At 63.6% G+C, this 24,060-nt stretch carries 21 protein-coding genes and 1 pseudogene; 7 read left to right on the top strand and 15 right to left on the bottom strand.

What is annotated here, in order from left to right:
- The 3 genes and pseudogenes from GPT34_RS16155 to GPT34_RS16145 form a co-directional block, all read right to left on the bottom strand.
- Positions 1–1,580: pseudogene (locus GPT34_RS16155) on the bottom strand (hypothetical protein); the annotation flags it as partial.
- 243 nt (positions 1,581–1,823) lie between these two features.
- Complete coding sequence (locus tag GPT34_RS16150; RefSeq protein ID WP_291014649.1) at positions 1,824–2,726, bottom strand: glycoside hydrolase family 16 protein; 903 nt, start codon at positions 2,724–2,726, stop codon at positions 1,824–1,826.
- Positions 2,723–4,993: a glycosyl hydrolase gene (locus GPT34_RS16145; RefSeq protein ID WP_291014647.1), complete on the bottom strand. Its 2,271-nt coding sequence runs from the start codon at positions 4,991–4,993 to the stop codon at positions 2,723–2,725. The genes GPT34_RS16150 and GPT34_RS16145 overlap by 4 nt, the downstream gene beginning before the upstream one ends.
- A 378-nt stretch (positions 4,994–5,371) precedes the next feature.
- Between GPT34_RS16145 and GPT34_RS16140 the strand changes: the two genes are divergently transcribed.
- From GPT34_RS16140 to GPT34_RS16130, 3 genes are all read left to right on the top strand, one after another.
- Positions 5,372–6,583, top strand: a complete 1,212-nt coding sequence (locus GPT34_RS16140; RefSeq protein WP_291014645.1) for a hypothetical protein — start codon at positions 5,372–5,374, stop codon at positions 6,581–6,583.
- A gap of 11 nt (positions 6,584–6,594) precedes the next feature.
- On the top strand, positions 6,595–8,394 hold the full coding sequence (locus GPT34_RS16135; protein ID WP_291014642.1) for a glycosyl hydrolase family 17 protein: 1,800 nt from the start codon (positions 6,595–6,597) through the stop codon (positions 8,392–8,394).
- A gap of 123 nt (positions 8,395–8,517) precedes the next feature.
- Positions 8,518–9,846, top strand: coding sequence for a glycoside hydrolase family 30 protein (locus tag GPT34_RS16130; protein ID WP_291014639.1), 1,329 nt, complete (start codon positions 8,518–8,520; stop codon positions 9,844–9,846).
- Positions 9,847–9,943: 97 nt separating this feature from the next.
- On the opposite strand, the gene GPT34_RS16125 is transcribed toward GPT34_RS16130, so the two are convergent.
- The 11 genes from GPT34_RS16125 to GPT34_RS16075 all read right to left on the bottom strand — a co-directional run bounded on the left by GPT34_RS16125 (position 9,944) and on the right by GPT34_RS16075 (position 20,246).
- On the bottom strand, positions 9,944–12,304 hold the full coding sequence (locus GPT34_RS16125) for an MFS transporter (protein ID WP_291014636.1): 2,361 nt from the start codon (positions 12,302–12,304) through the stop codon (positions 9,944–9,946).
- Between the two features lie 46 nt (positions 12,305–12,350).
- The gene (locus tag GPT34_RS16120; protein ID WP_291014634.1) at positions 12,351–13,298 is read right to left on the bottom strand and encodes a glycosyl hydrolase family 17 protein; all 948 of its coding nucleotides are present in this window, start codon (positions 13,296–13,298) and stop codon (positions 12,351–12,353) included.
- Between the two features lie 4 nt (positions 13,299–13,302).
- Positions 13,303–14,292 carry a glycosyl hydrolase family 17 protein gene (locus tag GPT34_RS16115; RefSeq protein WP_291014632.1) on the bottom strand — a complete coding sequence of 330 codons (990 nt, stop codon included), beginning with the start codon at positions 14,290–14,292 and terminating at the stop codon, positions 13,303–13,305.
- A gap of 41 nt (positions 14,293–14,333) precedes the next feature.
- Positions 14,334–15,212, bottom strand: a complete 879-nt coding sequence (locus GPT34_RS16110; protein ID WP_291014630.1) for a glycoside hydrolase family 16 protein — start codon at positions 15,210–15,212, stop codon at positions 14,334–14,336.
- A gap of 53 nt (positions 15,213–15,265) precedes the next feature.
- The gene (locus tag GPT34_RS16105) at positions 15,266–15,499 is read right to left on the bottom strand and encodes a hypothetical protein (protein WP_291014628.1); all 234 of its coding nucleotides are present in this window, start codon (positions 15,497–15,499) and stop codon (positions 15,266–15,268) included.
- A gap of 1 nt (position 15,500) precedes the next feature.
- Positions 15,501–16,919 (bottom strand): GH1 family beta-glucosidase, encoded by a 1,419-nt coding sequence (locus GPT34_RS16100; protein ID WP_291014626.1) that lies wholly within the window; start codon positions 16,917–16,919, stop codon positions 15,501–15,503.
- A gap of 36 nt (positions 16,920–16,955) precedes the next feature.
- Positions 16,956–17,093, bottom strand: coding sequence for a hypothetical protein (locus GPT34_RS16095; protein WP_291014623.1), 138 nt, complete (start codon positions 17,091–17,093; stop codon positions 16,956–16,958).
- 164 nt (positions 17,094–17,257) lie between these two features.
- Positions 17,258–18,310: a substrate-binding domain-containing protein gene (locus GPT34_RS16090; RefSeq protein ID WP_291014621.1), complete on the bottom strand. Its 1,053-nt coding sequence runs from the start codon at positions 18,308–18,310 to the stop codon at positions 17,258–17,260.
- A 141-nt stretch (positions 18,311–18,451) separates the two neighbouring features.
- A complete protein-coding gene (trxC, locus tag GPT34_RS16085) occupies positions 18,452–18,895 on the bottom strand; it encodes a thioredoxin TrxC (RefSeq protein ID WP_291014620.1) in 444 nt (147 codons plus the stop codon).
- Between the two features lie 72 nt (positions 18,896–18,967).
- On the bottom strand, positions 18,968–19,162 hold the full coding sequence (locus GPT34_RS16080) for a DUF2905 domain-containing protein (protein ID WP_291014618.1): 195 nt from the start codon (positions 19,160–19,162) through the stop codon (positions 18,968–18,970).
- Between the two features lie 13 nt (positions 19,163–19,175).
- The gene (locus GPT34_RS16075) at positions 19,176–20,246 is read right to left on the bottom strand and encodes an SAM-dependent methyltransferase (RefSeq protein ID WP_291014616.1); all 1,071 of its coding nucleotides are present in this window, start codon (positions 20,244–20,246) and stop codon (positions 19,176–19,178) included.
- Positions 20,247–20,331: 85 nt separating this feature from the next.
- On the opposite strand from GPT34_RS16075, the gene GPT34_RS16070 reads away from it, so the two are divergent.
- The 4 genes from GPT34_RS16070 to GPT34_RS16055 all read left to right on the top strand — a co-directional run bounded on the left by GPT34_RS16070 (position 20,332) and on the right by GPT34_RS16055 (position 23,308).
- Positions 20,332–21,123, top strand: coding sequence for an SDR family oxidoreductase (locus tag GPT34_RS16070; protein ID WP_291014613.1), 792 nt, complete (start codon positions 20,332–20,334; stop codon positions 21,121–21,123).
- 11 nt (positions 21,124–21,134) lie between these two features.
- Entirely contained in the window at positions 21,135–21,518 is a 384-nt protein-coding gene (locus GPT34_RS16065; RefSeq protein WP_291014610.1) for a dihydroneopterin aldolase, read from the top strand.
- 123 nt (positions 21,519–21,641) lie between these two features.
- On the top strand, positions 21,642–22,571 hold the full coding sequence (gene ttcA, locus GPT34_RS16060; protein ID WP_291014607.1) for a tRNA 2-thiocytidine(32) synthetase TtcA: 930 nt from the start codon (positions 21,642–21,644) through the stop codon (positions 22,569–22,571).
- 44 nt (positions 22,572–22,615) lie between these two features.
- Complete coding sequence (locus GPT34_RS16055; protein ID WP_291014604.1) at positions 22,616–23,308, top strand: hypothetical protein; 693 nt, start codon at positions 22,616–22,618, stop codon at positions 23,306–23,308.
- Here GPT34_RS16055 and GPT34_RS16050 read toward each other — a convergent pair.
- Positions 23,305–24,060 (bottom strand): response regulator (locus GPT34_RS16050; protein ID WP_291014602.1); only part of this gene is annotated, 756 nt, incomplete at its 5' end. The genes GPT34_RS16055 and GPT34_RS16050 overlap by 4 nt on opposite strands.

Genomic DNA, 24,060 nt, shown 5'->3' with positions numbered 1-24,060 from the left:
ATCAGACCCTCAAATCCCAAGGCCGCAATGGTTGATTCGCTGAAGCTGATGCACTGCTGAGTAGCGGTCGAGCAGCTGCTGGGAGGTGCTGGCGGAGGTGGGGGTGGCGGAGGTGGGGCCGTCACGGCCGCAACCAGGGTGATGTCGTCGATGTAATAGTCCTGTCCTGTTCCTACCGTACCCAGGTTGGGCAAGAGGGTGAACCGGTTGTAGACGTTGGGCGCCGTGAGGTTGCTGAACGTCCACGTCAGGGTTTGCCAACCGGCCACCACCGCCTCGTTGGGAGCTCGGTCGCCCGTGCCTGCGTTGTCACCAAACTCCAACTTGGCCACGAAAGGGATACCAGCTGTGGGCGAGTACACCCGGGCCGACACGGTTTGCACACCCGCGTTGTTGGGCACCGCCGGGATGGCCACCCAGGCTCCAGCGAACACGTCACCACCGGGGCGCGTGATCCTCAGCACGTTGCCAGTACCGCCGCCCGCTGGCGCCGCTTCAATGGCGTATCCAGCACCACCGAACTCAGTCACGGCTGGTGGGGTGGCCTCGTCGAAGCTTGCAAGGACGGTTCCTCCGCTTGGGGGAGGCGGCGGGGGAGGTGCGACACCGCCGCTCACCGTGCTGGTTATGTCTGCCGCCAAAGCGGTGATCGTGGCGCCAGGCGCAGCGGCAAGCGCACCTTTATTTGCGAGCGCGAAGTCGGCGATGCGTGTATCGAGCTGTGCGGTGGAGGTGGTGCTGACGATCAGTGCATTGGTCGATTGCAGGATGCGGTCGGCCTGGACCTTGAGTGCACCTGAAACTACCTGCGCCAGGCTGGCCGGATTGACGCTGGCCAGCCCGGCGCGGATCTCTGCACTCAGCGCGGGCGAGGCGGCGACACGTGCGGCAGCAGCATTGACGAGCGAGGTAAGGGCCGTGGCGTCAAGCGCGCCGCCCGACAGCAGTGCGGGGTTGGCTCGCAGCTGCGCAGCCACTGCCGTTGCCACCTCGCTGTAGATCGCTGGCAATGATGCACTGGCACCGCCGCCGGCCACATTGGCTAGGGTCTCTGTGGTCTTTTGCAAGATCTGCTGAATGGCGAGCGTCTTGCGGAACAGATCAAGCTGCTGGTACTCACCACCAATGGTGCGTGCCGGGTCGAGCGTGGTCACATCGGTGCCTGCGGGCAGCCCCAGCACGGCATTGATCTGATCCATCGTCATGCCGTTGGACAGCAGCGTGGTCAGGGGTGTGACCATGGTCGCGCCCGGAGGGGCCTTGAGCTTTCCCGTGAAGGGCAGGTTCGTGTCAATGCTCGTGCCACCCGTCGCCACCAAGCCAGCGGCGCAGGCTTGGGTGAACTGAAAGAAGCCTGTGGCATCCGTCAACACAGTCCTCTCGCCTGCATCGGCTTCAGCATTGCCATTCGTGTCGCAAAGAATGGTGGCGCCTCGCAGATAGCCGTCGATCGCGAATCCGGTGGATCCGGGGACCGCTCCGGGTGGCGGACTGGCGCCGCCACCACCGCAGGCAGCGACCAGCAAGGACGCGGCGAGCGCGCTGGCGGAGAGGGAAAATCGGGGCGAAATATGACGCATTGGGAATGTCTCCAGACAAGGTTTGCTTGAATCAGCTCACACATGGGCGCAATTTTGAAAGCGCTTTCACAAATGGTAGATACATTGGTTGTAAGGTGCAATACGGTTGGCCTCGGTGATTACCCTAGGCGACGTGGAAGAAAAGGCGGAGTGCGGCCAGCAGGCTCAGATGAGGTGCGCTACATGTCGACGGTGGCTACCGTCCATCTCGGGCGATGACTGCCACAGGTGCTGGCCAGGTACCTAGCGTTGGTACACCCGAACGTACTCAACTTCCATCACCGCGGGCAAGGCGGCGTTGTCCACCGCGCCCCCCAGATCTCCACCGATGGCCAGATTCAGGATCATGAATTGCGGGGCGCTGAAAGGCCACTGGGCGCTGTCGCCATTCCTCGGGTTGCGGAATTCGAAGTAGTTCGCGCCGTTGACACCGATGGCGATGCGGTCGGCGTCCCAGGTCATCTGGTAGTTGTTGAAGCTGGTGCAGGCGTTCGGCAGCGAGGTGGCCGCACCTCTGGCCACGCCCAGCGTGCCGCCACTCCAGTTGTAGGCCCGGGTGTGCAAGGTGCCCAGCACTTCGCGCTTGTCGGCCACCGAGGTGCCCTTCTGCTCCATGATGTCGATCTCGCCGTCGTCCGGCCAGCGGCCGCCGGTGCCGAGCATCCAGATAGCAGGCCAAGTCCCCAGGCCGCAGGGCAGCTTTGCACGGACCTCGTAGTACCCATAGGTCCAGCTTGCCAGTCCACGGGTGATCAGACGCGCCGAGGTGTAATTTTGACCACCGAAATCCGGGGCACTGCTCAACCGTTCCTGACGCGCCGTGATCAAGAGGCGACCGTTCTCAACCCGGGCGTTCTCTAGGCGATTGGCGGCGTAGTACTGCAGTTCGTTGTTGTACCAGCCGGTCCGGTTGCGCTCAGTGTCGTGCACCCACTTGCGCGCATCGGGCAGTCCATCGGTATCGAATTCGTCGCTCCACACCAGGGTCATGCCTGCCGCCCCCGGCGGCACCGGCGGGGCGACCGTGTCGCCGCCTGGCGACACGGGTGGCGGCGTCACCAAACCGGTAGAACCCGTCGGGACGGGTTCCGACCCGCCACCGCACGCCGCGAGGGCCAGCGGCAGCCAGGCGATCCACAGCTTCATCGGACCATGCCCAAGGTGCGCGGCATCACCTTCATGGTTTTGCCGTCGCTGAACTTCACGTCGATAGGCGCACTGCTCGCGTTGTAGGCGAGGTGGGTGGTGCTGCCATCAGCTCGCTTGAACACGCTGTAGAGCGGCGTGTCTGCGGTGACACCGAAATCGGGTAGTCCCATGGCATTGAGGCTCAGCATCCAGTGCAGCGTGCTGGTGCGGGTTTCGCCCAGCTCCACCGAGCCCCAACGCTCCCACTCAGCCAGTGCCTTCTTGGGGTTGGCCAGCGCCTGGTACTTGGAGAAGATGTCCTGCCAGATGTCAGACGGTGGCGGATTGGGCGGCAGCTTGCCGAATTCCTTGTACAGGGCGGTCTCAGGGATCAACGCGTCCAAGTTTTTCTGGACGTAGGCGGGGTAACGACCGAGGTAAGTCGCGCCGGTGTTGATGGGCAGCAGGTTGATGCCCTTGATCTGGCGAGGCTCGTCGGTCCACCAGGTGTTGTGAGCGTATTTGCCGCCGAACACCATGCTGGTCTCGACGTTCTTGTATTCGGGCGGGAAGACGAGCTTGTGCACGTCGAACCAGTAGTGGTCGATCGCCTGTACCTCGCTGGTGTACAGGTAGACGCCCAGATCCCGGATGGCCTTATTGCCCGTCACTTCTCCCCACAGGATCAGACCGGCCCAGGCGTTCACGGCCTCTGAGCTGGATTCCTGGTTGTTGCCAAACTCGCCCAGGCCGACACCTGAGGCCCAGGAGTGAGCTTCGTAGGGGTCAAAGTTCCTGAGGAACGGGAAGGCTTTTTCGCCACGCCCGGGGTTGGCGATGTCGGCAATGAGTTTCTCCACCATGCCACCCCAGCGCTCCTTGGACGCCCAGGCCGGATCGCGCAGGGCGATTTCGGCCGCCGCTCGGATCCAGTAGCCGTAATGGAAATGGTGATCGTTCATCTGCTCGATCGAGAAGTACTCCTCCGGGTGGGCGAGCATGGTGCCCAGCTTCTCGTCGTACTGAAAGTAGGTCTTGCTGTCTTTTCCAGAAAACCAGTCTTCCATGCGCCCCTTGACCAGCCCCAGCAAGCGGTCTCGCTCCTTCAGGTCCCCCTGCTGCTCGACCACGTCCATCAGCTTGATCACCCGCATCAGCCCCTTGCCCTGCCAGTAAGGCCCATTGCCGCCCTGGCGAAGCATGCGGCGGGCGTCGCGCACGTCTTTGGACATCACATCGCTCAGCTTCGGCGCATCAAGCTGGTCGGCCACCGCGGGCCAGAAAGGCACCCAGCCCAGGTAGGCCTGCACTGTCTTGAATTCCGACGCCGCCAACGTGCGGATGCTGCCGCGCAAGGTGTCGAATGCGGGACCGAGACGGTCTGCGACCGACGCATTGCGGAACCAGTGATGCGGGTAAAGTCCCAGCAGTGGCGTCGTGTTGGTGCCCTCCATGGCTTGCGTGGTCGCCGTGAAGGTGGTTTCAACCCGGCTCTGGGCCTGGTCGTAGCGCCAGGCCACCTTCGTATCTTGGATGAATGCGTAGGCGTGCTGGGTGAACTGGGCCAGGGTCTCGGGCTTGCCATCAGGCAGCGCGGCGGCAGAGAAGTAGCCCTTTCCGGCGGGCAGGCGCCCCACAAAGGCGTCTGCGCCCTGCGCCTCCCACCGCACACCCTGCGGACCGAACACCGCGTAGCGCTTGCCTTTCACGTTCAGCACGAGCACGCGCGGATCGGCAGCGCTGTCGATACGCGCGGAGGCCGCAGGCATCTGCACCCGGATATCACCTCGGTTCAGCTTGAAATACACATAGGGGCTCCCGTGTGACACGGTGGCCAATAGGGAGTCACTGCCAGCGCCCATGACCACGTCGATGGACCAGTCGCTGGCCTTGGCCAGCTTGTGGGCATCAAGCTTGAACGCGGTAGGCGAGAACACCAGCGGGTCCCGGTGCGGGTAGTGGATTTCCACATCCCGCCGCACCGTGGGCACCACCTCCTTGGATGGCAGGGCCAGCTCGAAACCGGTGGTCGCCACCTTCACCGTCAGCGGCTGGGCAAAGACCACCTCCGGCTGGGCATTGAAGATCAGCGTGGAATACCACTGGTTGGTCTGCGCGGCGGTGTTGAGCAACTCAGGCGTTCGGTACGGCGCTGCCGGAGGCACCTTTTCGCCCGACTGGGGCGCCAGCCAGTAGCTCGCCTCACCCACTTTCACGGTTTGTGCACCGGCAGTGAACACCACCCCAGCCACCAGGGCCACACACAGTTGTTGCACAAGCTTCATGATTTGCTCCGCCATATCTTCGTTTCTGGACGACCCCATGATATTGAAAGCGCTTTCAGATGGGACTATGGTTTTCACTTAGATCGACCGCACTCACCCCTTTCCCCGACTGCGGAATCGGGTCCCCCCCCCGTTTTCGGCGGCGCTAGGGTAAATACCGGTGCCGCTGTGTCAGCACGTAAATATCATGTTGAAAGCGCTTTCAAATCTACCGAGACAAACACCGCCATGAGTCAAGCCACCAACTCGCCTGATCTGCGACCTGGAACACGAAACGCATGCCTTAGTCAGCCGGCGCGCTGGGTGCGAAATGGCACTGCGTTGCTTGCACTGGCGGCGTCGATACCAGCGCATGCGATAAATTTCGGTCCTGACGGCATGTTCACCATCAACGGCTTTGGCGAGGCCACGGCGACGGTGGGCAACAACCAGTGCCCGTCCGAGGGCTGCCAGCTCAGTCCGGAAACCGATCGGCAACGCATATGGGCCGACGCAGTCGTTCCTGGACGCAAGCTTTCCACCGACCTCTCCGGCTTCACGCAGTTCCAGCTGTGGCTAGGCGCCAACTACGATCTGGGTGGCGGCTTCAGACTTAAGGGCATGCTGAGCCAGAACTGGCGTGACGGCAGCATCGACACGCCGGGCTTCGTGCGCGAAAGAAACCTGGCGCTCAGTCACGAGGAGTACGGCACGTTCACCGTGGGCGAAACGGTCTCGCGCACCTGGCAATTTGCCGATTTTCCTTTCGGCTCCAACCTGGGTCTGTCGTCCGCCTGGGCCGGCACAGGCGCTGGCTACCGCAACCTGCGACGCGCCATCCGCTACACCTCCCGTGTGCTTGACGTGGCGGACGGCGACATGGTGCTGGAAATGACCTACGACCGAGGCTCAGATGACTTCAAGATCAACAAGCCCCGCTTGGTCGAACTGTGGACCCACTATGGCAAGGGTGATCTGTCGATCGATGCCATGTACCAGGACTCGCGCAACGGCTCACCCTCCGCATTTGGCGCAGCCGGCTTTTATGCACCTTTCTACGACCCGGCGGCCGACAGCCGGCTCGGTGAATCTGGCCAGAGCGTGGCGCTGCTGCAGGCCATCTACCAGTACAGTCCGAAGATCGAACTCTCTGGGGCGGTACGACGCAACAAATGGAGTGGCGCGTACGCGGTGGTCGCACTCGACGGGCCGCCCGTCCAGTTCAATTTCCCGTTCAACGTCGACTGGGGCGGCACGCTCAACGGGGTTGCGAACCCGGGCTATCCGGCCCGCTCCACCGACTTCGCGCTGGGTGCCCGCTACCGCATGGACAAGTGGACCTTCTCGACAGGCCTCGTCTACATCGGCAAGGCCAGTACCGACAACCCCAGCGAGCGAGGCCAGAGTAACTCGGCATTGATCAACACCATTGGGGCGACCTACAAATACGGCAACGGCTGGGAAGCCTCGGCGTTCGCCGGAATGATCCACTACCGCCTGAAGGGCCTGTCACCGCTCGGTATGCCATCGAACGCCACCATCAACGCCGTCGACTCGCGCGTCACCAAGGCCGGTAACTGGTTCGGCGTTGGCATCAAGTACAACTTCTGAGGCGAATCCCCATGAGAACCCACTCCACAAAGTCCTCCGCGCCCCTCACTCAGCCGATGTTTTCCTTGCGCCGAGCCCGATCCGGTATTGCTGTGCTCCTGGTTGCCATGCTGGCCGCCTGCGGCGGCGGCGGCGAAATCACGGTGGACCCTCCGGCGAGCGCGGTGGCTGTCACCAACCCGCGCGCACTGCCGGCAGAGTATCTGGCGCGCCAGGCGGTGGCCTATGGACCCTACCGCACCTCAGCCAGCGGGGCCGACCTTGCGAACGAGGTCATCCCACCGGCTAACATCAAACAAGACATGGATTTGCTGGTGGCCGGTAACTTCCGGCTGATCCGAATCTTCGACAGCGGCGACAAGGTCGCGAAGCAAACGCTCGATGTCATCGTCGACAACAACATCGACATGAAGCTGCAGCTCGGTGCCTTCATGGGCGGCTTCAAGTTTGAACCCAACCCCAACAAGGTCGAAGACATCAAGGCTGCCAATCTGCGCGAGCTTGACCGGGCCATCGCCTTAGCGAACGACCCGAAGTACCGCGACGTGATCCTGACGGTCAGTGTCGGCAATGAAAATATCGTGGACTTTTCGGCCGACCGCATTGACCCCGCCGACATGGCGGTCTACATCAAGTACGTTCGGGACCGGGTGACTCAACCCGTGACTACCGACGACAACTTCCAGGTGTTCAGCAACCCAATTCCCAAGGCGGTGCTCGACCAGATCGACTTCGTGGCCATCCACGCCTATCCCGTCATCGACACCGAGTTCCCCAACAGTTCGCTGTACTGGGACTGGAAGCAGCTGAGCGTGCCGGCGGGACCAGCACGGGCCACAGCCATGATGGACGCAAGCATCGTTGAGCTGAAAAAGCAGTTTCAGGCCACCCGAGATGCGCTGAACAGCGTGGGCCTGAGCAGAATGCCGATCGCGATCACCGAAACTGGCTGGAAAGCGCGCATCACGGGAAACCAGGCGTTCCGTGCCCACCCTGTGAACCAAAAGATGTATTTCCAGCGCCTTGAAACGTGGCGTCAGGAAAGTCGCTTGAGCGGGATGGGTCCAGTCAACATTTTCTATTTCGAAGCCTTCGACGAACCCTGGAAGCTCAGTGACGACGGTTGGGGTCTGTTCAACAAAGACCGCCAAGCCCGCTACGTGATCCAGAACCTGTATCCGCAGAACATCTGGGAAAACGCCACTCTGACAGACGCGGACGCGGTGTACTTCGTGCCACCGACCATCAACCCCGCCTTCGCCGGCAATGCGTTCACCCTGTACTCTGATGCACCGGGCGCCTCGCTGATCGCCGGCTACAACCTTGATGCGTTCGACGGCTTCACTGCTCCCCGCAACCTGGCCGACACCACCATCGCTGCAGCGCCAGGCGACGGCGCCGTGAGCATGCGTATCACGCCCGCCCCAGCCGGTTACGGATGGGGTCTGCTCTACAACCCGCAAACCGGCGGTACCACTCAGAACCTGTCGGCCTTCTCGGCAGTGAATGTGTGGATCAACACGTTCTATGAGGGCAGGATCGAGATCGGCGTGTCCACGCTGGATGTCGATGGCAACGGACAGGAAGCCTTTGTCCAGATCGGCAACGGCCAGTATGGGTACTGCAACACCGGCGCATGGTGTCGCGTGTCGATTCCGCTGCAGGCATTCCTGGCGGTCAATCCCAGACTCGACTTCCGGCTGGTGGTGAACCCCTTCTACATCGCCGACCGCTACAGCTTTACCGGCAAGACATCGGGCGCCGACATCCGGACACCGCTGAACATCGACGGCATCTCCTGGACCCGCTGATCCACCGACCCTGGCCAGGTCCCGGTTGGATCAACCGGGGCCTGGCCTTTTTCATTTAGCAATCCACCCCGCTCTCTCAGTTGACGGATCAGAGGCGTGGCGGACTACGAGCAATCACACCCCATGCGCACCTTCCTGACCGTGCACGGCACCGAGCTTCGCCTGACGCCCGCGCAACTGCCCCCCTGCACACCCGAGATGGGCTCCACCGCTTCGCTCTGGGTCGAACCGAGCAAGACGTTCCAGATCATGGAGGGTTTTGGGGGCGCATTCACCGAAGCCGCCGCCCACAGCTGGATGAAGCTCAGCCCGCCGCAGCGCGACGCGGTGATGAAAGCCTACTTCGATCCTGTTGAAGGGCACGGCTATACCTTCTGCCGGGTGCACATGAACAGTTGCGATTTCGCTCACGGCAATTACGCCCACGCTGCCACGCCAGGTGACTTGTCCCTGGCCCATTTCAGCATCGAGCGCGATGAGCAGGCGCTTCTTCCATTCATCCTAGCGGCGCAGAGCGTGGCACGCTCGCCGATCAAGATATTGGCCTCACCCTGGAGTCCCCCAGCCTGGATGAAGAGCAACGGACAGATGAACCACGGTGGTCATTTGTTACCCGAACACCGAGACGCCTGGGCGCAATGCTACGTGCGCTTCATTCAGGCTTATGCGCAGCACGGCGTGCCGATCTGGGGTGTTTCCGTGCAGAACGAACCGATGGCGGTGCAACGCTGGGACTCCTGCATTTACAGTGCGGAGGAAGAGCGCGACTTCGTGCGCGACTACCTGGGCCCCCAGCTGGAAGCGGCAGGCCTGGGCGATGTGAAAATCATCATCTGGGACCACAACCGCGATCTGATGGTGGAACGTGCAGGCACGGTATATGCCGACCCGGGAGCGGCGAAATACATCTGGGGCACCGGCTTCCACTGGTATGGTGAAGACCACTTCGACCACGTGCAACTGGTGCACGACGCCTGGCCAGACAAGCAGCTCCTGTTCACAGAGGGTTGCCAGGAAGGGGGGCCGCACCATGACAGCTGGGATCTGGGCGAACGGTACGCACGATCGATGATCAACGACATCAGCCGCTGGACGGTGGGCTGGATCGACTGGAACCTGCTGCTGGACCAGCATGGCGGGCCCAACCATGTGGGCAATTACTGCAGTGCACCCATCTTGGCTCATACCGACCATGACAGCTTCGATCTACAGAGCTCGTATCACTACATCGGGCATTTCGCCCGCTTTGTTCAGTCGGGCGCGCGGCGCATCCTGTGCGCGTCAACCCGTGAGGCCCTGGAGGCCACCGCGTTTGTCAACCCCGATGGCGGTGTCGTGGTCGTTGCCATGAACCGGACCGAACAGGCCCTGGCGTTCACGTTGACCACACCGGTCGGCGCCCACCAAGCCGCGCTGCCTGCGCGGTCCATTGCCACCTTATTGCTGCCTTGATCTTGGGCGGTGAGCGGGGCGCCGGGGCAAGCCGCTTTCGTCGGGGACTGAACCACAGCCCACGCACGCCTCACGCCATGCTAGGGCGCCAACCTCTTCAGGTCCCGTACTTGGAGCGCTCGTCCTTGTCCCACAGGCCCCATTGCGTGCCAACTTCGCCTTCCTGCTGCAGCTTCCAGGGCTCGTCGAAGGAAGAGAAGTAGAACAGCTTGACACCCTCGCGCCGAGCCCATTGATGCACGTCGACGAAATAACGCATCGCGTTCTCGGCCGAGGGCACGGCCCCGGCCACCGGCTTTCCGTTGCCGGGCCAACCCGTCTCGGTGACGATGACGGGCTTTTCACCCCCAGCGGCCTGCACCAGACCCACCATGCGGCGAAGGTATGGCGCAGCCATGTTGATGTCTGTGCCTTCCCAGAACGGGTAGCAATTGGGAAGCAGCACGTCACAGGCCGCCGCCAGGGCCGGGCGCTCAAGGAACTGGTAGTAGGCGTCGACGCAACCCACGGGCACGTCCTCCGGCAAAGCGGCTCTGACGCGCCGGATGTATTCCAGCAGCTCGGCCTCGGGCAGCTCATCGCGCAGCAGCACCTCGTTGCCCACCACGGCGATGTTCACCAAGCCGGCCTCGGCCAGCGTCAACAGCCCAGCGATCTCGCGTTCGTTGCGGTCCCGGTCGTGGCTAATCCAGGCTCCCACCATGGTCTTCAGGCCTTTATCGCGGGCCAGCCGCGGAATCAGTTCGTGCCCTTCGCTGCAGGCAAACGAACGCACCCAACGTGCGTGCGGCGCTATGACGGCGACGCGCCGGCGCACCTGCGCTTCGGTCAGCTGGTCGCCCGCGCCCTGCCCTTCAGTGTAGGCGCTGAAGCACAGGCCGTACACGCCGTTGCTCAGTTGCTCGGCGTACATCGAACTGATCTCGGCGGCGGTCTTGCTTCTCAGAGGCGAGCCGTGCATCGCCGGCAGGTGCAAGCCATGCTCCTCCAGCCACGGCCGGGCGCCCGAGCCTTGGGAACCCGATGACCCTCCAGCGCGGCGCTTGCGTCGCTCGAGCTCAGCATGAACCTCGGTGGCCCGCTGCTCATCCAAATCATAGTCGCGCATGATCCACATCGCCAGCAGCGTGCCGACGATCGGCAGGCCGGAATAGAACAAGCGCATGCCGTCCACGGCGCCCGCGGGCTGCGCGGCGGCTCCCGGCGTGAAGGCGACTAGCGCCATGATCGCGCCGCTGAGCAGACCGGCGATGGCGAAACCAAACTTCACCATCCACCAGTAGATCGCACCGAAAATGCCCTCGCGCCGTTTGCCTGTGGCCAGTTCGTCCAGGTCGCACACGTCCGCCGTCATCGACATCATCAAGGTGAACAGGCCGCCGATGCCGAAGGAGAAGAAGGGCAGCGCGAACATGAACAGGTAAGGCTTTCCCGGGACCATCAGGAACCATAGCAGCACGTAGCCGATGATGGAAATGCCTTGCGACAACATGAAGGCATTCTTCTTGCCCATCTTCCTCGACATCCAGGCCACCGTTGGGATAACGGCGAAGGTGGTGATCAGCGCGCCGATGCTGCCAAACAGCGTGGGCCAGATGCCGGCTGCCCCCGCATTACCGCCGAACAGGTGATAGACGACGATGAAGAACGAAAACGCCGCCACCGTGTTGAAGGCGTTGAAGATCAGAAAGGTCGAGAAACACAGCTTGCGAAACGGCGCGGATCCAAGGGCCTCCTTAAATCCGGTCAGGATCTCCTTGATTCCGCCGCCGATGTTTTGCAGGTTCAGCGGCACGAGGTGCGTGTCGTCCTTGGTCGATCGGCTGGGCAGGAACAGCGCTGGCACCATCGCCAGCAACATGCAGACTACGCCAACACCGACCGACAGCGTGCGCGTGGCGGTGTCAGCATTCTCGAACCAGCTGGGGTCGTACATCACGACCCAGAACCACGGCGCAATCACCCAGGCCCACTGACCGATCCACTGCGCGACCGCCATGATGCTGGTGCGCTCGTGGAAGTCGTCGCTCATCTCGTAGCCCATGGCCACGTACGGGATGCTGAACAACGTCAGCCCCAGGTAGAACACTAAAGACCAGCACAGGAAGTAGACAAAGTTGTAGGACACCCCATCGACTCGGTAAAGCTGCCACATCGCCACAAAGGAGATACCCATCACGATGGCGCCGATGAACACATAGGGCTTACGTCGGCCCCAGGTGGAGCGCGTGTTGTCGGAGATGAAGCCCATGATCGGGTCGGTGACCGAATCAAAGACCCGCGGCAGGAAGAACAGCACGCCCCACATCCAGGCAGGGAAGCCCATGTCCTGGACCAGCACCACCATGAAGATGCCCAGAGCGGCGGGAAACATCTGGTTGGCCAGCATGCCCAGCCCGAAAGCGATCTTGTGCCCAAACGGAATCTTGTGAGCTGCAGTGGTGGCGGGTGTGGACATGAGTGGCTTTCTCTGTTGAGTTGCGCTGCGGGTCGTTCGTGCCGATTCAGGCGTCGGCTGCCTGCTCCACCAGCTCGGGGTAGAGCGCTTGCATCACCAGCTTGGGCTTGCGGTCAACGGTGAACAGGCCCCAGTGCTTCTCGGGCTCCAGCGGGTCGGGCGAGCCTTTCCAGGTTTCATCGAAGGCCTCGAACACGAAACACAACAGGCCTTCGGCGCGCGTCCAGTCCATCAGGTCCTGGTAGTAAATGGCCTGCAACTCCTGCACCGCGTGCTCGGCGTGCATGCCGCGCCCGTTGCTGTTGGTGCACCAGCCGGCTTCGGTGATGACCAGCGGCTTGTCGGGATACAGGCTCGCCACGCTGTGCACGTTGTCCTTGGTGTATTCCAAGGCCTCGTGAATGTGCTTGTATTCCCACACGGGGTAGGTATGCAGCGAAATGAAATCCAGCTCGGCCACCAGGTCACGCAGCTTGTGCTGCCAGGGCACGTAGTTCTCGCAGAAGGTCACTGGCTGCGGCACCGCGGCCTTCACCTGCCGCACGTAGCGGATCATCTGTGACACCGGCACGAAATGGTCGGTCCAGTCGACCGTGGCCTCGTTACCCACGGCAACCGAGAACACGATGTCGGGGTAGCGATTGGCCAGAGCAATCAGGCGCGCGATCTCGGCTTCGTTCTCGGCGCGGCTGGACTCGAGCTGCTCTTCGGAAAAGGTCGCGCCCCAGGGACAGCCGAAGTTGTTCATCTCGGCACCCAAGTAAGCACCCAGCATCACCTGAAACGGCAGGCCGTCTTCGGCGATGACCTGCAGCACGCGGTCGGCGTGCGGGCTGCAGTCGTACAGGCGCAGCAGCTGCCAGTGTTTTCGCAGAATAGCGAGGTCTTCACGTATCTCGGCCAGCGAGGGATAGGTCTGCTCGCCCGGGTTCTGACCGTCGCGGTAGCCGCTGTAGCAGATAGCGTTGCCCGAAGGCAGTTTCAGTTGGGTCATCAGGTCATCCGAATTTGAGTACGCCGTCTTTGTCCCACAGGCCCCAGTAGGCGCCGACGTCGCCCTCGGCGCCCACCTTCCAGGCCTCATCGAAAGCGGCGAAGTAGAAGATCTCGATGCCGTTTTCCTCGGCCCAACGGGAGCAGTCGACGAAGTACTGCATCGCCCCTTCGCGCGAAGGCACCGAGCCGTGGAAGGGGCTGCCCTGGTCGGGCCAGCCGGTCTCGCTGATCAGCACCCGCTTGCCGGGTGCCGCGGCGCGTGTTCGCGCCACCATGGTCTGCATGTAAGCAAGAGCCTGTTCTCGCGGGCAGCCTTCCCAGAAGGGGTAGCAATTGGTCATCACCACGTCGCAGGCGGCCGTGATGCGCGGATGCTTTTCGAACAGGTAGTAGGCGTCAACGTAACCCACCGCCACGCCTGGCAGTGCGTCTTTCACGCGCTGGATGCAGGCGAGCAGCTCGTCTTCGCTCATGTCCTCGCGCAGCAGTACCTCGTTACCCACGGCCACGATGTCGGCGTGGCCGGCTCGCGCGACTTCGATCACGCCCTGCAGTTCGCGCTCGTTGATCTCCGCGTCGGTGCCCAGCCAGGCGCCGACCAGCGTCTTCAGGCCGAGTTCGTGCGCCACGCGCGGCGTCTGCTCGTGGCCGTCGGTGCAGGAAAAGGTCCGCACCCAGCCCGCATGCGGTTGCAGGATCTTCAGGCGCTCCCGGATCTGCGCCTCGCCGATCTGCGAGCCCGGCTGCTGGCCTTCGAGATAGGGGCTGAAGCACAGGCCGTGCACGCCGCGCTGCAGCGTGGTGTTGAAGTCGGTGGCGAGCGCGTCGCGCGCCTCAGCGGTCCAGACGGTAGCGCCTTGGGTCGACCAGCTGCCGCTGCGGCCTGCCGCGCCGGGCTCGGCGCCGGATTGGGCTGCGTGGACTTCGTGCCAGGCGCCTTGTTCGGCGGCTGAGGCAGCGGTTGCGGCACTGACCGGGTGGGGTTTTGACATGGTTTGACTTTCTTTTCGCGGCAGCCCCAGGCTAGGGGCGCTCAGCGCTTTTTCTTGTCGGACTGCCAGGGAAAACGGCCTTGGCCGATAGGTGGGACCGGGCCGTAGCCACCGACCTTCTCGTAGACGCGCACATAGTCCACCACCAGCTCCGCTGGAAAGTGGGTCTGGGGACTGGGCACACCGGGGAAGTTGCCGCCCACAGCGACGTTCATCACCAGGTAGAACGGCTGGTCGAAGGGCGCAGGCCAGAGATTCAGGTCGGCTTTGCGGCGGGCGATCACACCCTGCCCGTCCTTCACGACACTGCAGCTCCACCAGTGGTCGTAGGTGCGGGTATGCGCGTCGTCGACATAGAAGCGGATTTCGCCCGGCTCCCACTCCACGGCATAGGTGTGCCAGTCGCCCACGATGCTCCCACCGGGCAGCGGGTGCACATGCGTAATCAGCGAACGGCCGGCACTGCCTTGCGAGCCGAAGTGGATGCTGTTGAGCACCTCGTGCGGCTGGTCACCGACGATCTCCATCAGATCGATCTCGCCCGAGGCGGCCCAGCCACCGTAGGCATCGGCCTGCGGCAGCATCCACAGCGCCGGCCACAGCCCCTTTCCCCAGGGCACCTGGGCTCGGAACTCGAAGCGACCGTATTGCTTGTTGAACAGCGGCGTGCCGTCCCGCTTTCGCGTCTTCAGCCTAGCCGACGTGTAGCCGCAGCCATGCAGCGATTCCTTCTGCGCGCGGATGGTGAGCAGGCTGTCCTTGACCGAGGCGTTGACCGGTGAGTCGGTGTAGTACTGCAGCTCTTCATTGCCCCAGCCTTCGATCCAGGTGTGACTGGCGTAATCGAAGAAGCCGTTGCCGATATCGAAATCCCACTTTGTGCGGTCGATCTCGGTGCCCTCGAACTCGTCGTGCCACACGAGTTTCCATCCCGGGAGCCTTTTGGGTCGTGTTGCCATCGCGCGGGACCCCTTCAGGCGGCCCGCCGGGGATCGGCGTCGAAAACCAACGCCCAAGCAGTGTCGGACGAGAGGTGCTTCGGCGACGGATCCATCAGCCTGGGCATGCGCAGGGGGGTGGACTCACCACAGGCCGAGGCCGCCATGGACACCAGGCGATCGCCATGTCGCACGATCAGGTCGATGACCTGGTCGACATTCCCCTTGCCTTGGCTTTTCTGTATCCCGCGCAGCGACACTTGACCCACGTCAGGCTCCTGAGGACGCGATGACCACCGCGTTGTGTTGACTCGACGCCTTCGCGAGCGGGCCCGGCCTCGGCGTTTGGCGCAAGGCCTTTTGCCTTCCAAGAAAGTCGCGGTACCAGAGCGCACTGTCCTTGAGCGTTCTCTTCTGGGTCTCATAGTCGACATGCACGATGCCAAAGCGCTTTTCGTACCCGGACGCCCATTCGAAGTTGTCGAGCAGACTCCAGACCATGTAACCCTCCATGTGCACCCCCTGCTGCATGGCCTCGGCCACGGCGGCGATGTGGCGCGCGATGAAGTCCCTGCGCTGGGTGTCGTGCACGCGGCCGTCCTGCAGCTGGTCCTTGAAGGCGCCGCCGTTCTCGGTGACATACATCGGCGGCACCGGGTAGTCCTGGTGCATCCGGACCAGCAACTCAGTGAGGCCCTCGGGATACACCTCCCAGCCCATGTCGGTGATCTCGCGGCCGCTGCTGTGCACATCCCAGGGCCCATCGGCGCTGATGACCGATCGCGAGTAGTAGTTGACGCCCAGAAAGTCCATGGGTGTGGCGATCGTGGCCATGTCACCCGGTGACACCTTTGGTGCGTCGGCACCCAGGTGTGTCACCACGTCTTCGGGATAGCTGCCGGTGAACAGGGGATCCATGTACCAGCGCAGCAAGCGCCCGTCTTCCAGTCGGGTCTTCTCCAGGTCCTCTGGTGTGTCGGTGGCCGCGTGCATGGGCGACAGGTTGAGCACGATGCCCAGGGGGGTCGTATGGCCTTCGGCTCTCAAGGCCTGCAACGCCATTCCGTGGCTCAGCAGCAGGTGATGGGTCGCCTGCATGGCGGTGGCGCGGTTCTTGATACCGGGTGCAAAGACGCCGGTTTCATGCCCAAGCACCGCGATCACCCATGGCTCATTGTGGGTGGTGATGGAGGCAAGCCGGTCGCCCAGGCGCCTGGAGATGCCTTGCGCATATTCGACAAATCGGTGCGTGGTGTCGCGATTCACCCAACCGCCCTGCTGCTGTAGCTCTTCGGGCAAGTCCCAATGGTTGAGGGTCAGGTAGGGCTTGATGCCGCGCGCGAGCAATCCGTCCACCAGGCGCTCGTAGAAGTCCATGCCTTTGTCGTTCCAGGCGCCGCTGCCGCCTGGACGCACGCGCGGCCAGGACACCGAGAACCTGTAGGCATCGACGCCCAGGTCGGCGATGAGATCCAGGTCCTGCTCCCAGCGCTTGACGTGTTCGCAGGCCACATCGCCATTGCTGCCGTCTGCGATAGCACCAGGCTGTCGGCAGAAGGTGTCCCAGATGGAGGGTCCCTTGCCGTCCTCGGTGGCGGCACCTTCGATCTGAAAGGCGCTGGTGGCCACACCCCAGACAAAGTCGTCAGGGAAGCGGTTCAGATGACGGTAAATCTCTTGGGAAGGCATGGGCGTTGGCAGAAGGGGTGAAGGATGGGGCCAGGGTCAGCGGCCGATCAGTTGGGGGCGCTTGCCATCATGAACAGCGCGGGGAGAGGCCTCCTCAGTGAAGCGCATCACGATGAGCGGATTGGCCGTGTTGGGCCCGGCGCTGCAGGGCTGCGTGGACAGTGCGATGGTCATGTCTTTGGGCGGTCTCCGAACCAGCGGCTCACCATCTTGAAAGCGCTTTCAGAAAAGTATACGTCTTTCCGGGTAAGCGTCACCAAGGGAAATCCCGGGGGCACGGCCAGCGGGATGCCACCCAACAGTCTGGAATCGGCGCAAGCGCGGGCGGCTTCGCCCGCTTAGGCCTTCAGTCGTCGACAGGAATCCCGGACGATCAGCCTCGGGGGCGGCACTGCCTGGGTCGGCTTCCCGCCATCCAGCAGCTGCAACACGGCTTGCGCCGCGAGCCGTCCCATGTCGTAGGCCGGCTGGTGCACCGTGGTCAGCGGCGGCAGGGCATAGAGCGATGTGGGCAGGTCGTCAAAGCCCACCAGGGAGACGTCCTCCGGTACCCGCATCCCGTGGCGTTGCAAGCCGTGAGCCGCACCAATCGCCATCTGGTCGTTGGCCGCGAAGAGCGCGGTGAATTTTTGCCGGTTGGCCATCAAGGTCGAAACCGCTTGCACCCCGCTTGCCTCGTTGTATTCGCCCTGGACCACCAGCTCTGGCTTGAACGGGATGCCCGCCTGCTCAAGCGCCGCCCGGTAGCCCATGAGGCGCTGGGTGGCGTCCGGGTGGCGGGGATCACCCGAGATGAAGGCGATCTTGCGGTGCCCGCTGTCGATCAGGTGTTGGGTCGCCAGGCGCCCACCCTCGGCATTTTCGAAGTTGAGTGAAAACAGCCCAGGCGCCTTGACCGAGCGCCCGGTGACCACGGTCGGCACCCGCTTGGCGACGGACTTCAAAGCGGTATCGGTCAGCCGGCCAGTGAGCACAATGATGCCGTCAACCCGCCGGGACAGCAGGATGTCGATGCAGCGGCTTTCGGTCTGGGCATCCCAGTGCCCGCTCACAAACAACGGGCTGTAGCCTGCCGGGTCCAGCGCGTCCTCAATCCCCCGCAAAGAAGCGCCGTAAAACGGACTGTCCATGGCCTGCGTGACTACGCCGATGCTCATGGAGCGACCGCCCGCCAGCCCGCGCGCCATCGGGTTGGGCACAAAGCCCAGTTGGGCCACGGCCTGGTCGACCGCGGCCTTCTTGGCAGCACTGACCACGGCTGTGCCATTGAGGATGCGGGACACGGTGCTGGGCGACACGCCAGCGAGCTCGGCCACCCGTTCGATGGTGACCACACCATTTTTCTTGGCAGCGGCTCGCGATACGCCCGTGCCCGCTGATTTGTTTTTCATGCAGTCCCTTTTCGCAAACACCCTGATTCACGAGCTGCAGTGTACGAAATGGCGAGGACCGATTCCTGGGCATCACGGCGCGGGAAGCGCTTTCAACGCCGCACAAGCCAGCGGACCAGGATCAGCCTCAGCGGTCGCTGATCAGGTAGTGCGGTGCGACCGCGCCCAGCGCACGATGTCAGCTGCACCCATGGCACCGGGCTGTCGGGCTACCTCGCGTCCGCCGGCGAACAGGGCCAACGTGGGAATGCTGCGGATGTTGAAGCGCGCCGCGAGGTTTTGCGCGGCCTCGGTATTGACCTTGGCCAGCCGCATCTGCGGCTCCAGTTCCCTGGCCGCCTGCTCAAAGGCGGGTGCCATCGCGCGGCAGGGGCCGCACCAGGGCGCCCAGAAGTCCACCAGCACCGGCAGGTGCGAACGCGCGATGTGTTTGTCGAAGGCGGCCTCATCCAGCTCGACCGGCTTTGCGGTGAACAGGGGCTGGTGGCACTTGCCACAGTCGGGCGCCGCGCCAAGCTGGCTAGCGGCCACGCGGTTGGTGGTGTGGCAATGGGGGCAGACAATGTGCAGCGGGTCGGTGGACATGGGTGGTCTCCTGAAAACTCCTCAGCAGTTGGCGCCAGTCACCACGATTTCAAGTCACCTGGGGACGGCCAATCAAATGATCTGCCCGATCAGACTGGCCACCATGCTGAGCACGATGGTGGTGGTGATGGGCAGAAACCACTCGCGGCCAAAGGCCCGAAAGCGCACATCGCCGGGCAGCTTGCCAAACCCCAGGCGCTGCAGCAGCGGCGTGAACCAGCTGATAAGCATCAAGGCCAGGAAGATGACGATCATCCAGCGGATCATGGGTTCCCTCCGTTCACAACCGGCGGGTGCGGTCGCCCGCAACAAATCCGATGGGAACCCAGCCGCTGGCACATAGTGCCGGCGCCATCGCCAGCACCTTGAACAGCTCGCCCATCTCGTGCTCGTTCACCAGCTTTTGCATCATGGCGTTTTCACGCGCTCCCGCATCGCGGGCCAATTCCAGCAAGCCGCAGTTGATCAGGAACCGGCCCTGACTGGTGTAGCCGAGCACGTCCATGCCGGCGTCCTGAGCCGCCAGGGCAATACCGGTGAAGTTCACGTGGGCGGTGATGTCTTTCTGCCCCAGGTCGCTCAGCGGATCGCTGTCGCTGCGATGGGCGCGGTGGCAGATCAGCGTGCCCATGTGGCGCTGCGGGTGGTAGTACTCAGCTTCCGGGAAGCCGTAATCCAGGAAAAAGGCCGCGCCGCACTGCAAACGCTCGGCCACTGTGCGCACAAAGGCCTCGGCCTGCGGGTGGATCTCGGTCAGGTAGTCGTGATCACCCGGCAGGTCGATCGGTGGCCGCTGCTGGGTCGGCCGGTCGATCCAAAGAAGAGCACCCGCCGTGTCCAGCCCCACACCGCGTTCGTGCCAGACACCGCCAGTACGTGCCAGCAGCTGCACCGGCATCGCATCCAGCACCTCGTTGCCCACCACCACCCCGGCAAGGGTCTCCGGCAGACGATCCACCCAGCGCACTACCCCGTCATGACGGGCCAGAGCAGCGCGCTGGCGCTCGCGCAAACTGCCCGAGAGATCTACAATGGTGTACTGCCGTGGGCTTTGCCCCAGCAGCGCCAGGGCATCCAGCAACTGGCCTGCCAGCGCACCGGTTCCGGCGCCAAACTCCCACACCTCATCGACTCCCGTGGCTTGCAGGGCTTGCGCCACCTGGCGCGCCAGCGCCTGGCCAAACAGAGGAGTGAGCTCGGGCGCGGTCACAAAATCGCTGCCGCCACCGTCGCGCCCCTTTGGCAGGTGGCCGAACTTGGGGGACTCGCTGGCGTAGTAGCCCAGGCCGGGCTCGTACAGCGCCATGGCCATGAAACGATCAAACGGCAACCAGCCCCCAGAAGCAGCCATGGCCTGCACCACCCGCTGTCGCAGGGCGCTCGTTAAAATCGTAGGTTCGCTCGCTATGTCGGTGCTCACACGCCGATTGTCCTTCATGGCCTCCTCCACGCCCACGGCTCTCACCCCCCCTCGCACAGTGCTCGTCACCGGTGCGGGCAAGCGCCTGGGCCGTGCGATTGCACTGCAGCTGGCCGGCGCTGGCTGGAACGTGGCGGTGCACCACCGGCATTCGGTAAGCGAAGCGAAACAGACTGTGGCCGACTGCGAGGCCCTCACCGGGCGCGCCGGCAGTGCCACGCCCTTGTTTGCCGACCTCGGCGACGAAGCCAGCGTTCGCGCTTTGCTGCCGTCGGTAGTGGCGCGTTTTGGCGCGGTGGATGCCGTGGTCAACAGCGCGTCCACCTTTGAGCACGACAGCGCGGCGTCATTCGGCTTTGCCGCCATGGACACCCATTTGCGCGCCAACACCGGTGCGGCCGTGCTGCTGGCGCAGGCCCTGCATACCCATTTGACCGAGCGCGATGCGCAGGGCGCGGTGGTCAACCTGCTGGATCAGAAACTCTGGAACATGAATCCCGATTTTTTCAGCTACACCCTGTCCAAGGCCGCGCTGGAAGCGGCCAACACCATGCTGGCGCTGGCGCTGGCGCCGCGTGTGCGCGTGGTCGGTGTGGCGCCCGGGCTAACGCTCACCAGCCACATGCTGAGCGACGACAAGTTTGCCGAGCTGCACCGGCAGTCGCCGCTGGGCCGCTCATCCACCCCCGAAGACGTGGCCGCCACGGTGGCCTTTGCGCTGGACAACCGCTCCATCACCGGCACCACCCTGCTGGTGGACGGCGGCCAGCACCTGATGCGCTTCGAGCGCGATTTTTCGCTGATGTGATCCGCCCTACCATGAACCTCCCCACTGAGAACCAGACCGGCACCCAGATCCTGGCCTTGACCGGTCTGCGCTTCGATGCCAACCTGGGCATCCTGGACCATGAGAAGGCGGCGCCGCAGCCGATCCAGGTCGACGCTGAACTCAACCAGGGTCAGCAGCCGCTGCTGCCACACGACGACGACATCGGCCACGTGCTGGACTACCGCAAGGTGCGCCAGATCATCATCGACGAGTGCACCGCCGAACACGTCAACCTGCTGGAGAGCCTGATCGGCAAGCTGGCACGGCGGCTGATGCAGCTGCCCGGCGTGATCGGCGTGCGGGTGAAAATTGCCAAGCTGGAAATTTTTGACGACTGCGAAGTGGCGATCCGCATGGAAAGCGGAGACTGGTAACCCTCCTCGCCGGCCTGGCAGGTGTCACCCTCCCAGAGGGCGACACCTGCCAGGCCAAGCGGGCTCCACGTGGCCTGCTGGAAGAATGCACTTCGCGCGTCTGGCGTCACTTAGAGCGATGAAATGAACACCGAAAAAACCCAACACGAAAACCACAAGCTGGAAAAGCGCTTGTGCCGCGAGGTGGGCCGCGCCATCGTCGACTACAACATGATCGAGGAAGGCGACCGGGTCATGGTCTGCCTCTCGGGCGGCAAGGACAGCTACGGCATGCTCGACATCCTGCAAAAGCTGCAGGCGCGCGCGCCCATCCGCTTTGAGCTGATCGTGGTCAACCTGGACCAGAAGCAACCGGGCTTTCCGGAACACATCCTGCCCGCCTATCTCACGAAACTGGGCGTGACGTTCCATATCGAGAACCAGGACACCTACTCCATCGTCAAGCGCGTGATTCCCCAGGGCAAGACGATGTGCAGCCTGTGCAGCCGGCTGCGCCGCGGCATCCTGTACCGGGTGGCAAGTGAACTGGGCGCCACCAAGATCGCGCTCGGCCACCACCGCGACGACATCCTGCAGACGCTGCTGCTCAATATGTTCTTTGGCGCCAAGCTCAAGGGCATGCCGCCCAAACTGGTGAGCGATGACGGCCGGCACGTGGTGATCCGGCCTATGGCCTATGTGGCCGAGACCGATCTGGCGCGCTGGGCCGAGGTGCGCGAATTCCCCATCATTCCCTGCACCCTGTGCGGCAGCCAGGACAACCTGCAACGCCAGCAGGTCGGCCTGTTGCTCAAGGACTGGGAGAAGCGCTTCCCGGGTCGGGTCGAAAACATGTTTTCTGCTTTGCAGAATGTGGTGCCCAGCCACCTAATGGATCGCCAGCTGCACCCCTTCACCGCCTTGCGCGCCACCGGCGTGGCCGATGCCGACGGCGACAAGGCCTTTGACGACGAGCCGCTGCCGACTCCCGCGCAGCGGCAGGCGCCGTCTGACGAACGCGACACGGGGAACGAAGCGGTGCGCCGCTCGGTCATACCGATCGCCCTGTCCTGAGATCCTGGCGCTGCAGGCGCCTTTCTGCTTTCGCCGGAGGTCACATGCAACCCTCATCGCTGTCCCTGTCCTTTGATATCCCACTGCGCCGATGGGGCGGGTGGGTGCTGGTCGGCTTGGCGCTGGTCTTTGTGAGTGGCTGTGCCAGCGTGTACCGGGTGGACAGCCAGGTGGAAAGTTTTGCGCGCTGGTCCGGCCCGGCACCCGCCGCGGCGGCTAGCGCCATTCCCCAGCCGCCACAGGTCTACCGCTTCGATCGCCTGCCTTCTCAGGCCAGTGAAGAAGCCGTACGCGGTCAGACCCAGCTGGAGGCCCTGGCCCGGGTGGCGCTGGCCAAGCAAGGCTGGTCGCTGGCCGATGCGGGCGTCTCGCCGCCCTGGACCGTGCGCGTGAGCGCCGGCACCCTGAAGCTGCCGCGCGCACCCTGGGAAGACCCATGGGACGGCTACTGGGGCGGTTACGGATTCCCGGGGCGCGACTACGTGGTGACGGGCAGAGGCCAGGTGATCTGGGCGCCGGTCTTCATCCGCATGGACATGCCCTACTACCAGCGCAAGGTGGCGCTGCTGATCAGCCGCGCCGACAACGGCCAGGTCGTCTACGAAACACAGGCCGCCCACGATGGCCGCTGGAACAGCTCATCCGAGCTCTGGGGCGCGATGTTCGACGCGGCTTTGCAAGACTTCCCCACGCCGCCCGGCGGCCTGCGTCAGGTCAACATCGATCTACCGCGCTAGGAGCCGCGCGGCGCGAGTTGCGCTTCAAGCAGCTGGCGGATGGCCTCGCCCAAGGCGTCCATGCTGTCTTGCTTGGCCATCACCTCTTGCACCCCCAGGGCCGCCGCATCGGCCAGCAGCTTGTCGTTCACATGCCCCGAGACGATGGCGATGCGCTGGCCGAGGCGCTCCTGCATCACCGTCTGTGACAGCTCAAGACCCGACATGCCTGGCATGTTCTGGTCGGTCACCAGCAAGTCGATTGTGTCCGGGTTGGCGCGCATCCAGGCCAGCGCCGATTCACCCGAGGTGAAGGTGCTCACGCGGTAGCCCTGTTTGCGCAATAGCCGACCGACGAGAAACACCATGGCCTCGTAGTCATCGATGTAGACCACGTGGCGCCCTGCGCTCGAGCCTGCTGGCGCGGCCACCGGCGTTGCGGGTGGGCGAACAGCCACGGAACCACTCGCCGAGGCCAGGGGCAGGTAAACATCAAAACGGGTGCCTTCGTCCGGCCGGCTACACACGGCAATGGCTCCCTGGTGCCCCTTCACGATTCCGTGCACCACGGCCAGGCCCAGGCCGGTGCCTGCACCCGGCGCCTTAGTTGTGAAAAAGGGTTCGAAGATTCGGCGCTGGGTAGCAGCATCCATGCCCGGCCCGTTGTCGGCCACGCTCAGACAGGCATAGACGCCCGCGTGGATCCCGCCCACCTCCAGCGCACGCGCCGCATCCAGCCTGACCGAGCGCAGGGCCACGGTGATCTCACCGGA

The organism is Hydrogenophaga sp. (assembly GCF_011390835.1).
Classification (GTDB): Bacteria; Pseudomonadota; Gammaproteobacteria; order Burkholderiales; family Burkholderiaceae_C; genus Hydrogenophaga.
Note: the sequence above shows the minus strand (reverse complement) of the source record. Positions and strands in the feature narration are given on the sequence as shown.